General features: G+C 38.7%; 11 protein-coding genes. 6 read left to right on the top strand and 5 right to left on the bottom strand.

Features of this window, described 5'->3' with window-relative positions:
- From B2V92_RS02615 to B2V92_RS02600, 4 genes are all read right to left on the bottom strand, one after another.
- Positions 1–1589: DUF4175 family protein (locus B2V92_RS02615; RefSeq protein ID WP_293304582.1), on the bottom strand; the 1589-nt coding region annotated here is incomplete at its 3' end.
- Positions 1576–2946: a BatA domain-containing protein gene (locus tag B2V92_RS02610; RefSeq protein WP_293304580.1), complete on the bottom strand. Its 1371-nt coding sequence runs from the start codon at positions 2944–2946 to the stop codon at positions 1576–1578. The genes B2V92_RS02610 and B2V92_RS02615, both read right to left, overlap by 14 nt.
- Positions 2947–2948: 2 nt before the next feature.
- Positions 2949–3836, bottom strand: coding sequence for a DUF58 domain-containing protein (locus B2V92_RS02605; RefSeq protein WP_293304579.1), 888 nt, complete (start codon positions 3834–3836; stop codon positions 2949–2951).
- The gene (locus B2V92_RS02600) at positions 3836–4882 is read right to left on the bottom strand and encodes an AAA family ATPase (RefSeq protein ID WP_293304578.1); all 1047 of its coding nucleotides are present in this window, start codon (positions 4880–4882) and stop codon (positions 3836–3838) included. The genes B2V92_RS02605 and B2V92_RS02600 overlap by 1 nt, the downstream gene beginning before the upstream one ends.
- A gap of 103 nt (positions 4883–4985) precedes the next feature.
- Here B2V92_RS02600 and B2V92_RS02595 point away from each other — a divergent pair, with 103 nt between their 5' ends.
- The 6 genes from B2V92_RS02595 to B2V92_RS02570 all read left to right on the top strand — a co-directional run bounded on the left by B2V92_RS02595 (position 4986) and on the right by B2V92_RS02570 (position 11570).
- Positions 4986–5615 (top strand): DUF4159 domain-containing protein, encoded by a 630-nt coding sequence (locus B2V92_RS02595; protein WP_293304576.1) that lies wholly within the window; start codon positions 4986–4988, stop codon positions 5613–5615.
- Between the two features lie 453 nt (positions 5616–6068).
- Positions 6069–8438 carry an ABC transporter permease gene (locus B2V92_RS02590; protein ID WP_293304574.1) on the top strand — a complete coding sequence of 790 codons (2370 nt, stop codon included), beginning with the start codon at positions 6069–6071 and terminating at the stop codon, positions 8436–8438.
- An 86-nt stretch (positions 8439–8524) separates the two neighbouring features.
- The gene (locus B2V92_RS02585; protein ID WP_293304572.1) at positions 8525–9754 is read left to right on the top strand and encodes a TPR end-of-group domain-containing protein; all 1230 of its coding nucleotides are present in this window, start codon (positions 8525–8527) and stop codon (positions 9752–9754) included.
- Between the two features lie 229 nt (positions 9755–9983).
- Entirely contained in the window at positions 9984–10175 is a 192-nt protein-coding gene (locus B2V92_RS02580) for a type II toxin-antitoxin system HicA family toxin (RefSeq protein ID WP_293304570.1), read from the top strand.
- 92 nt (positions 10176–10267) lie between these two features.
- Positions 10268–10660, top strand: coding sequence for a hypothetical protein (locus B2V92_RS02575; protein WP_293304569.1), 393 nt, complete (start codon positions 10268–10270; stop codon positions 10658–10660).
- A gap of 118 nt (positions 10661–10778) precedes the next feature.
- Positions 10779–11570, top strand: a complete 792-nt coding sequence (locus B2V92_RS02570; protein ID WP_293304568.1) for a DUF4350 domain-containing protein — start codon at positions 10779–10781, stop codon at positions 11568–11570.
- Positions 11571–11574: 4 nt separating this feature from the next.
- On the opposite strand, the gene B2V92_RS02565 is transcribed toward B2V92_RS02570, so the two are convergent.
- On the bottom strand, positions 11575–12135 hold the full coding sequence (locus B2V92_RS02565) for a DUF1543 domain-containing protein (protein WP_293304567.1): 561 nt from the start codon (positions 12133–12135) through the stop codon (positions 11575–11577).
- Between the last annotated feature and the right edge of the window lie 193 nt (positions 12136–12328).

The following is a 12328-nucleotide window of genomic DNA, read 5'->3' as shown; positions in this document are numbered from 1 at the left end:
TCGGCATTCCACATTTCGGTTAAAACAGCTTTTAACTGCGCTTTCATTTCTGGTTCGAAAAAAGTGGCATCTTCAGCAATATCATGTTTGTGAGCATATTTTTCTACGATAGCACTCACGTCACCGAACTTCTCGCCCTCATTTTTATGTTCGGCATGTTCATCATGATCGTCGTGGTCGCCACCGATTTCGGTCTCGTTTTCTTCTCCCAGAAACTGACCATAACGCAGCCTCAATAACTTTTGATCGATGCCTAAGTCGTTGCTTCTTGTTTTAAAAGTAGCTACTGGTAATGTAGATTGCTCTTTCAACAATTTTTCGGTATCAATAATGATCTGCCTTTCGCTCCTGAAATATTCCGGAACAAGATTTACGCCATTGGTCATACCTGCCAAACTCATTAATTCAGTGGTATCTACAATCGAAACGAAATACACATCCGAGCGGCTCGATTGACCGTGGTTATCCATGGCTTTGATGAAAAAGTAAAGCTCATCGCCAGGTTTCATGCCAAGACTTTTTAAATCAATGAGTTTGGTTAGTCCAATACTTTTCCTGTTTTCGAAACTGGTGTTGAAAACGAGTTTTTTCTCAGTAAAACTTACACCTTCACCTTTGCCACTGGCCATTGTAGCAGATATAAATGCGTCAGCGATACCATAATCATCAGTGAGCGATACATTAAGATGGAATTTTTGTGGCTGGCCGATATCAATGGTGGTATGCTGCTTAGGTTGTTTAATTTTAATGGTAACCGGCAGATCTGGAATAACTTCGATCTGGTAGAGGTCTGATTTTTTACCGTCAAGATCAAGTTGATAAAAACCTGATTTATGAACTGTTTTGCTGAAACTCCATTGGGTATGTTCCGCATTTAAGGCTTTTAAGGTCGAGATTTCATTGTCGTTAAAAATGAGCTTTAGTTTTTTGATCGCAATGTTCGTTTCAATTTTCCAGTTAATTATTGCTCCCGTTTCGGCGTTAATGGTAAATTGTTTTTGTTTCCGCTCTGCTTTACCTGTGTAGGCCGGAGGAACAATGATGGCACTAAAATCAGAAATTTCTGCAGGGATATTTTCTTTAATCAGCGGAACTGAATTTTTGGCTTCGGGTGAACTTAAATCTATTTTATTGATCTGGGGGATTTTACTGATCCCGAAACTGATTAATAAAGAAACAAGAAGTATTGTTAAGCCAAAATATAACTTCTTAACCGGCTCTTTTGACTGTGGAAGGCTGAGAATGATATTTTCTATCTTATTCCGTTGCAATTGTTGCAGCATCGATAATTCTGCTTCGTTTTGCAGCAGCAGATCGGCACTTTCTTCGAGTTCAGGGTAATGGTTGTTTACAAATCTGGAAACATCGAGATCGGTGGTTTTCCAAACCGGTTTGCTGAACAATAAAATAGCAAGGACAAGAGGGAAAATAACCGCAAAAATCCAGATGGGGAAATGCAGCAGGTAAAAACCTGTAGTTGATAAAAGCAAAGTGATGGCCAGGGCAGTAGCTATATTGCCGACCAGGTAAAAACCGATCCATCTGATTCTTAGGTTACGTATCCAGTTTTGTCCTTCAGTTTTTAACATATTGTGGTTTTTTTCTGAATGATAAAATACGTTCGGTAGCAAAAATTAAAAATGCTGCAATCCAAAATGTAGTTTCGAGAGGCTTATTTTGAGTGGTTTTTGTTGCTGAAACAGCTTTATTGGCTTCAATCACTGCTGCCTGTTTAAGCGATAAGGTTCTTTGATCAGAAGGGTTATTTTCGAAACCGAAATCATCCGGGTTTTTATCCTGGATGACGATCGGCATTAATGCTTTTACAAATAAAGGATCCCAAACGAGTTCGTTCCATTGTGGGTTAAACCGGCTGTAAAAGTGGAAAGTATTTAAATTGCTGGCCTTTTCTTTTGCCAAAATTGCATCCCCAAAACCATCTAGCCATATCTTTTCCACTTGACTGCCTGATGCAATTCTTTTAGTCAATTTTACCTGTTTTCCATCGACATTAATAAAGGATGGCATAGTGATTGTTTTCCCCTTTTCATATTGAAATAAAGTGCCTTCGGGAGCTATCGATGATTTAAAAGTTGCGGAAACCGCTTCATCAGATAACCAAAAACCGATAGCTGACTTGCCTGTTGGAGGGTTGATAATGACGTTCCGTTGGGTAAAACTGCCGATTGCTTTTAAAGCCGCGATGATGTATCTGCTGTCGGTAATCCCAGCCCCTTCATGTATCGCTATGTTTATAGGCGTGTTGTCTGATGTGTTTAAAGCCCGATAAACAGTGCCTGATGGATTAGATTTCGCTTCGTACTTTTTTCCTGCATAATTGGCAATCCAACTGCTTAAAGTATCATTCTGGTTTAGCGGAATCCAGTTGAGTTTATAATTTACAGCAGGCAATCCGTTTTCGAAACGGTTTAAGCGGTGATCGGCAAAAAGATAAACCTGGGCTCCTGCCGGAACAGTTTGATTGGCTGCGTTAAGTAAAGCTGTGTAACTTAGCTTATTGTTTTGTTTACTTTGCTGAGCAAGGGTATCATTTAAAGTTAATGGCTTAAAGCCTAGGTTAAAATCGTGGATTTCGTAACCTTTTTTAAACAATGAATCGATCGTTTTTTGATGCGTTTTAAAAACCTGTGGGAAATTGTTTTTATCCACCAAAATCCAACCTGTTTTATTACTTACTGATATTATTTTCTTAAGATAAGGTTGCGCTAAAAGAAAAGCCAGCAACACAAGCAGCAAACAACGTAAAACAAACAAAAGCCAATCGTTAATTTTAAAGCTTTTGGAACTTGCGCTCGAACTTTCGCCCAACAGCGCAATGCTGCCGATTTTGATGGTTTTGCCCTGTTTTACATTCCACAGGTGGATAACAAGCGGCACAATGATGGCTGCAAGCGCAAATAAACCTATTGGATATAAAAATTGCACGGTTAAATTCTGAGTTTACTTCTTTGTTTTAAAAAATCCCTTAAAGCCTGATCCAAAGATTCGTCGGTAGTGATGGTACGGTAAAAGATCCTTCTATCGAGCAGTTGGGTTCTGGTATTTTCCAGGTAAGTGTTAAGCTTATTCTGATAATCCGTTCTTGCCTTAGTTTGATCAATCTGGATGGTTTCGCCTGTTTCCAGATCCTCAAAATTGGTATAACCTTTAAAATCGAGGTCGAGTTCGTTTCTTGATAACACATGGAAAACCACAATTTCGTGCCTTAAAGTATTGAGGGTATCCAATAATTTAATGATTTCATCATCTTTTTGGTAAAGATCGGTTACAAAAATCAAGAGTTCGCGTTTTTGGGCACCTGCAAACAATTCTTTGTAATGAATGGGTTTGGTGAATGTTCCGTCGGGATGGATCTGTTCCAGCTGATAAAACAAACGGGCCAAATGCTGATAATCCTGTTTGGGTGTCATAGAGAAAATGCCCGAATTCTTCAGTACATACAAACCAATGGCATCGCCCTGTAAGTTGGCAAGGTAAGCTAATGATGCACCGAGGTATTTTGCATAATCTATTTTGGTGAAATCGCCATCGCTGTGGTTCATCGAGGCACTGGCATCAATTAATATACGAACGGCAATATTCGTTTCTACTTCCGATTCGCGGATGTAATAACGATCTGACCGGGCAAACATTTTCCAATCGAGCGAACGCAGATCGTCGCCCGGCTGGTAACTTCTGTACTGACTAAACTCTAATCCAGGCCCTTTTACGGTACTTTTATTAATACCGTTCATAAACCCATCAATCGTCATTTTAGCCGATAATGAAAGGTCTTTAATGGCCATCAATATTTTTGGATCGAGCAGTTTACTCATTAAATATTGGCTTTTGGTTTCGAAATGGCTTTAATCAGTTCGTCGGTAACCTTGTCTGATGAAACGTTTTCGGCCTCTGCTTTAAAGTTCATTAATACCCTGTGGCGGAGAACCGGATAGGCCATGGCCTGCAGATCTTCTAAAATTACCGCGTACCTGCCTTTAAATAATGCCCTTGCCTTGGCCGTTAAAATAAGTGCCTGCCCCGCCCGTGGACCAGCGCCCCAACGTACCCATTCTTTTACGAAATTTACAGTGGTGGTATCGGGCCTGGTGGCGCGGATGAGTTCGCTTACATAGGTAACCAGGTCGTTGCTGATGCTTACTTCACGGGTAATGGCCTGTAGCTCCTTAATTTCTTCTGCACCGATAATTGGATTGATAACGGCTTTTTTGCTGCCCGTAGTGCTGCTTAAAATCTGTGTTTCTTCGGCTGCGGTAGGGTAACCAATTTTGATATATAACAGAAAACGATCTAACTGTGCTTCGGGCAGGGGATAGGTTCCGGCCTGCTCGATAGGATTTTGGGTTGCCAGGATAAAAAACGGACGGTCTAAAGGATAGGTTTGTCCACCATAAGTTACCTCAAATTCCTGCATTGCCTCCAATAATGCCGATTGTGTTTTCGGCGGGGTTCTGTTTACTTCATCCGCAAGGATAATATTGGCAAACAATGGACCTTTGTTAAACTTAAAAAATCGTTTTCCGGTTACGTGGTCTTCTTCGAGTATTTCGGTACCCACAATATCGGTAGGCATTAAATCGGGCGTAAACTGGATTCTCCGGAAAGAAAGGTCTAAAGCCTGCGACATGGTTCTTACCATTAAAGTTTTTGCCAAACCTGGAACACCTTCAAGCAGGCAGTGTCCGCCAGCCATTAAAGCAATCAGCATTTCTTCGATGATCACATCCTGACCCACAATTACTTTCTGTATTTCGCTTTTTAAGAGGGAGATCTTATCGATCAATATTTTTAGCTTGCTTTCTGAACGCTCCAAAACGGTTGAATTTTTAGTTTGACGATATGGTGCTTCAATATAGGGCATATTGGTAGATAGTTTTTAGCCCTGTGGAAAGAATATCAAAAAATTTACAAGATAATTAGTGTAAAAAAACCTTTTTATAAAAAATGAAGGTAATTTTAGGGTGATGAAGAGCGCTAAATTTACATTTGCGAGGTTAAAATACAATTCGGGCGACTGGGACACCGATCAGCGTATGCCTTCCAATCTTTTAAATTCACTTTTAGAGTATACAACTATTCCTTTGGATGAAGAAGAAAAGATTGTTGAACTGGGCAGCAAAGATTTATTTAAATACCCATTTTGTTATTTAAGCGGACATAAATTGGTGCAATTCAGTGCGCAGGAAGCTGTAAATTTTAAAACCTATGTGCATAACGGTGGTTTCGTTTTTGTTGATGATTGCAACCACGATATCGATGGTTTATTTGCACGTTCGTTCGAAACACAGATGAGTAACCTTTTCGGAGCGCAGGCGCTGAAAAAAATCCCCAATAACCATGGTATTTATAGTGCATTTTTTAAGTTTGAGAAGGGACCACCAACCACCTCGTTTGAGTTAAATGGCTGGGGAGATGACCTGGTGCACGATTATCTGAAAGCAATAACGGTTAATAACAGGATAGGGGTGTTGTACAGCAACAAAGATTATGGCTGTGAGTGGGATTACGATTTCAGGAATAAACGTTTTTTGGCGGAGGATAACACCAAGTTCGGGGTCAACATTATCCTGTATGCGATGGGGGTAAACAGTTAGTTTTTTGCTGCGGCTGTGCTGTTGGATGTTACCATCCGACAGGTTGAGTGGGTTTAACCATATAAGGAATATAACAACATGTAAGCGCATTGAGCTTATATGAGCCTTCAATGTTTTATATGGTTAAAGAGAAATTGTTCGATTTATGTTGTTATCTCGGGCTGTCGCATTTATTTCACCACCTGAGTCACCTGAGATCATCTTAGTTTTTAAATAGTCGATAGCGCTCTTAGGTGTACTAAGGTGACTTAGGTGATTCAACATTATCTCTACTGTTAAATATTATCTCACGTGTTCGCTCCTGAACATAAATTGTTCGATAACGAACATAGTTTTAAAATTATTGTTTTTCAATTGATTGATTTTTAGATGTTTATGTGGTTTTTTGATTTTGGTATGCACTTGGCTATAAACTGATCATCAGATAGTAGATTAAATTCAATAATTAACGAAATGTTCAGATTAAACTTAAAAATAGCCTGGCGTAATGTATGGAGAAACAAGACTTCTTCACTCATTAATATTATAGGTTTGGCCATCGGTTTGGCTTCCTGTTTGTTATTGCTGCTGTACGTAAATTACGAATGGAGATTTGATAAACAGTTTAAAGGTGCCGATCAGGTTTACCAGGTAATGACCAATTTTGAAGATGCAAACGGAAAAATTACCGGAACAGGCGATGCAACAGGGAATGCTTTAGTTGCTTTTTTACAGGAGAAAATTCCCGGAGTAGAAACAGCTGCACGCATTGGTTCAGTCGGACAATCGTTAATTGCCAATAAAGAAAATAGCTTTAAGCGGGAGGCCAGGTTTGCAGATCCCGGTATTTTGCAGATTTATCAATACGAGTTTATCCAGGGAAATCCAAAAACGGCTTTAAATGATCCAAGATCTGTCGTTTTAACAGAACAAACCGCTAAAGTATTGTTCGGAACAACCGATGTGTTGAATAAAGAAGTACAATTTGATAATAAAACGGCTTTGAAGATTACAGGTGTGGTAAAAGATCTACCTGCTAATATGTCTAACCGTTTTGATCTGTTAATGCCCTGGACTTTTTACGAAACGCTTTTTGATTGGGTTAAAGATCCAAGCTGGACAAATTTTAACTGGCGTACCATTGTTAAGTTAACACCCGGAACAAACATAGATCAGGTAAATGCTAAGATCAAAAACCTGATCAAAGAAAACAGTACCACCAAAGCCGAAAGTTTTTTATTCCCGCTGGCAGATAAACATTTATACGGAGAGTTTGTAAACGGGAAAAGCGTTGGTGGGAACATCGAAAAGATTTATCTTTTTGTAGGCCTGGCTTTAGGCATATTGCTTATTGCCTGTATTAATTTTATGAATATGGCTACTGCGAAATCGGAAAGAAGGGCAAAAGAAGTTGGTATTAAAAAAACAATCGGGGCGAACCGGACCTCGCTAGTTGCCCAGTTTTTAACAGAATCGATGCTCTTAACGGTTATAGCTGTACTGATTTCTGTGGTTATTGTAGAAACTACTCTGCCTACTTTTAATCATTTGTTGAATATTAAATTATCCATCAATTATCACAACATCAGTTATTGGTTGGGCATTATTGGAGTGGTTCTGATCACCGGTTTTTTATCGGGAAGTTACCCGGCGCTGTACCTTTCATCTTTTAACCCGATCCAGATTTTAAGGCGTAAAGGTAGTAGTGCTAAAAAACTTCCTTTTACATTGAGGCAGTTTTTGGTGGTTGGCCAGTTCTGTTTTGCCATTATGCTCATCATTGCTACGATGGTGATTTACAAACAGATCCAGTTTATTAAAAACCGCCCCGTGGGTTACGATATCAATTCGATTGTAGAAATGCAACAGGATGGAGAACTCTATGATAAGTTTGAGGTTTTTAAATCTGAACTGATCAAAAAAGGGGCAGTTACCTCGGTAAACCAGTCGTCGGGAAGTATTTCGCATGATGGTTCCAATTTCTGGAATTTCGAATGGCCGGGAATGGCCGAAGCTGATAAACAGATTGTTTTTAACCAGATTGCAACATCATACGATTTCATCAAAACCAATGGTGTTAAATTACTTGCAGGCCGCGATTTCTCTAAGAATTTTGCTTCTGATTCTGCTGCGGTGATGTTGAGCAGTTCGGCCGTAAAACAGATGAACCTAAAAACTCCGGTGGGCACCATGGTGAAATATCACGGTAACGATGCCAAGGTTGTGGGAGTATTTGACGATTTTATCTGGGGCTCACCCTATTATCGCGATAGGCCAATGGTAATCGCGTTTAGCAAAGATTGGTCAGGAAACATTACCATGAGGTTAAATCCGGATAACAGTTTAAGTAAAAATATCGAAATCATCACGCAGGTAAGCAAACAACTTAATCCGGCTTATCCGGTGGATATTAAATTTGTAAACGAGCTTTATGCAGAAAAACTGCAGGGTGAGAAGATTTTGGGTACATTATCCAATCTTTTCGGTGGATTGGCCATTTTTATTTCCTGTTTAGGGCTTTTTGGTCTGGCCGCTTACAGTGCCGAGCAACGCACCAAAGAATTTGGGGTACGCAGGGTTTTGGGCGCTTCGGTAAACAGCATAATGAACCTACTATCGGTTTCCTTTATGAAAATGGTATTGATTGCCGTTTTTATAGGCGTACCCGTTGCCTGTTATTTTATGAACCAATGGCTCAGTCATTTCGAATATAAAACAGATATTTCGTGGTCTATTGTGCTTACCAGTGTGTTCGGAACCATGATTATTGCCTTTGCAACCGTGAGTGTACAATCGTACCGCGCTGCAACCGCAAATCCGGTAGATGCATTGAAATACGAGTAGTTCAGTTAATAATTTGCAGTTCTCAGTTAACAATATAACAATAAACCAATTTAACAATTTACATAGGTACCCCTAAAATTATCGCAATGAAAAAACTACTTTTCTTATTTATCCCATTTTTTATCAATGCTGCTATGGCATTTGCTCAAACCAGTGTGGCAACAGTTAACGATTTTAAAGATTATACGGTTAAATTAGAAAACAACAGGCGTGCAGCTTCAGAGAAAAAGGATTATGCCACTGCTGCCGGTTTAATGAGCGAGTGGGTTGGTAAATATGAACAATCTCCTGCAAAAATAAAAGAAGAGTATAAGCCTTATTATCCAGGGATGTATTATAATCTGGCCTGTTATGAAAATCTTCAGGGTAAAAAGGTTGCAGCATTAAATGCATTGGATAAAGCAGTTGCCCTGGGCTATTCCAATTATGCCAATACTTTGGTTGATACTGATCTTACAAGCCTTCATCAGGAGAAACGTTTTAAAACTGCGCTACAAACATTAAGGGAGCGCGGTGATATGAATTATATCCTGCAAAAATCGGCCCCTTACAAAAATGAGCAGGTTAAAGATCTGCCAAATTTCAGTTATCAATCAGCAGATGCTGAAGACCTGGTTAAGTTTAAGAAAGAATTTAATCTCGATTCGGTAGCCGGTAATGGAGATGAAATCAGCAAAATAAAGAATTTGCTTTATTGGGTACATAATGTGGTACGCCATGACGGAAGTTCGGATAACCCAATCTCAAAAAATGGGAAGGATCTTATTGCCATCTGTAAAAAAGATAGCCGTGGCATAAACTGCCGGATGATGGCCACTATTTTAAAAGATGCCTACCAGGCCGAAGGTTTCAAAGCAAGGGTTGTTACCTGTATGCCAAAAGATACCGCAGATTTCGATTGTCATGTAATTAACGTAGTATGGAGCAATACGCTGAATAAATGGGTGTGGATGGATCCAACTTTTAATGCTTATGTGAGTGATGCGAAGGGAAATCTGTTAAGCATAGAAGAAGTACGCGGGCGTTTAAAAACCGGTGGAGATTTAACCTTAAATGAAGATGCTAACTGGAACAATAAAAACAAACAGACCAAAGAATATTACCTGGGGTATTACATGTCTAAAAACCTTTACTGGATTCAATGTGCGGTAAATAGCACCTGGGATCTGGAAACCTACAAAAAAGATGGACCTGTTACGGAATATATTAACTTATATCCCGGTACTTTTAATACCATTCATCAAGCGAAAAAGGTTACCAAAGGATCAGTAACTTATGCCATCAGTAACCCTGAGTATTTTTGGCAGAAACCATAGGTATTTAGTCTGGAGTCTACAGTCCTCAGTCTTTAGTTGGAGTTTTAAGACTTTGGATGTTAAGGTGAAAATTTATAAAGAAACACACAAAATATAGCCAGTGCAAATTCTTAAAAGAAAGCACTGGCTTTTTTACGTATAAAGGTTGAAAGTATAAAATTGTTTACTTTTGTTTGTGTTTTGGTAAACTATTGTTTACTTTTGGTTGGTAGGAACCAATTCTAAAATAATGAAATGGAGCGAACTTAAAAGAAAATTAAAAAGTGCCGGTTACGAATTTTTAAGGGATGCCAAAGGAAGCCATGAAGTGTGGCATCATCCAGAAAAACCGGGAAGCGAAATTATCATTGCAAATCATCCATCTAAAGAAATTGGAACCGGTTTGGCACAAAAATTATTAAAGCAGGCAGGATTGAAATAATCTCTGCACTAGGTTCTTCAATACCTGAAATTGAGGCAGATAAAAACAATAGATTAAAATTATACCCTGATAATTTAAAAAAATTGAACAGCATGTCGAAAATTGAATTTATAGTAGAAAAAACAGGAACTGGTTTTTCTGCGTACGCATCAGATGATTCACTACCGATCGGTACTTCAGGTGATGATGTAACCGCATTAAAAAACAACATTGTAGATGCTTATAATTCTTATGCAGAAATTAAAGGCTTAAATGAAATTACAATTGATGATGTATTGATCCGCTTAGATGTTAAACAGTTTTTTGATTATTATAAAATAATCAATGCCAGTGCTTTGGGCGCAAAAATAGGTATGGATAAAACTCTTATCTCACAATATGCCAATGGTCACAAAATACCAGGGCCAAAACAGGTAGAGAAAATTCTTAATGGTATTAAAAAACTAGGTCAGGAGCTTTCTTCCTTAAATCTTTCAATTTCATAAAGGGGCATAAAGTTTTCAATCTGGATTAAAAATCTATCAATACCGTTGAAATTCTTGAGCTAATGGGTTGATTACCTTTTAAATTTATATTTTTGGTTTTCTAATCACATACCATTTTATGAAACTACTTTTTAGATTTTGTTTGCTTGGGCTTTTAACAGGTTCATCTCTTGTGGCGGGTGCACAAACCGTTACACTCGATTATTTTTTTAACCGCGAAACCCGTAAAGACAAACAGGGCAAAGAAATCCGTTTCCATTACCTGTGGAGTGAAAAAGCAAATAGCGGCTTTTCTATTTTTGGGGATGTATTTAAGAAGGAAGGTTTTAGATTAGATTCGCTGGAAACGGCACCAACACTGACCAATTTAAAAGGAAGCGATGTTTATTTGATTGTTGATCCCGACAGACCGAAAGAAAACCCTAAACCGAATTATATTGAGGCTGACCATATTGCTGCCATTTCTGACTGGGTAAAACAGGGAGGCGTATTGGTGATGTTTGCCAACGATAGCGCCAATGTAGAATTGCCACATTTTAATAAACTGGCCAATGTATTCGGCATGCATTTTACCAACGAAATGCAGAACCATGTAATCGATGATGCACATTTTGAAGACGGTGGTGTTGTAATCAAAAACAATCCGGTATTTAAAACGGCCAAAAAAATCTTTATGAAAGATGTGTGTTCAATCGACACCAAAAATGCAGCAAAACCTGTGCTTAAAAATGCTGCTGGTGCAACCATTGTAGCTGCTGCCAAATTTGGAAAAGGAAATGTAATTGCCATTGCCGACCCATGGTTGTACGATGAATATGTAAATGGACGTTTACCAAAAGAAATGGGTTTCGAAAATGATAAAGCAGCCCATGATCTGGTACTTTGGTTAAAAAGCCTGGTTAAAAAATAACCGGCTATAATTTATCCAGCTTAAAATAACCTAAATGAATCTCATCTTCAGGTAACCCTGAAGATGGTTTTATTTCGATGTGATACTTCTGCTTCGCCTCCTCACTTAAAATATCTTCTATTTTATAAATATCATCCACGTCGATGCCGTATTTTTCGTCGATATGCGAATTGGCACCTTTTATTGAATTGGTTTTAAAAAATACCGTTTTCTTGGCATCCAGCATGGCTTTAGCTCGCTCATCGTGTACCGATAATACAATATGGTGCTGCTCGTACAACTTTCCTGATAAATAACCTCCAAGGTTGATAAAAAATAGTTTATGTAATGATGGTGGCGTATGCCCAACCCTTTGCTTAATGCTGATTTCGTAATCATCAACTTTATTTACTTCACGCCAGCCATCGATATGTAAGCTCGTACCCGTACCTGGCCAAAAAGCTTTAATTTCAGGAACAAGTTCTTTTAAAGAATTTGCGATACCGAAAAAGTAGTCGTGCTGTTCTACGTTGCGTTTAGGCGCTTTGGAGCCGAGTAAGATCATGTATAGTTTTAAATGGTTCATTTGTAAATTGGTTAACTGGTTCATTGTTTACCCTTCGACTACGCTCAGGGGTTAACTGATGCGAAACGCATAATTCTAACCGCTTATTGCAAAACGTCGATTGCATTACTTTTCTAACAGCTATAATTACAATTTGGTTCTTCTTTATTGCAAATTTCCCAAGCGATCGTCATCCTGAATTTATTTCAGGATC

It is taken from the genome of Pedobacter sp. UBA5917 (assembly GCF_002432345.1).
Classification (GTDB): Bacteria; Bacteroidota; Bacteroidia; order Sphingobacteriales; family Sphingobacteriaceae; genus Pedobacter.
Note: the sequence above shows the minus strand (reverse complement) of the source record. Positions and strands in the feature narration are given on the sequence as shown.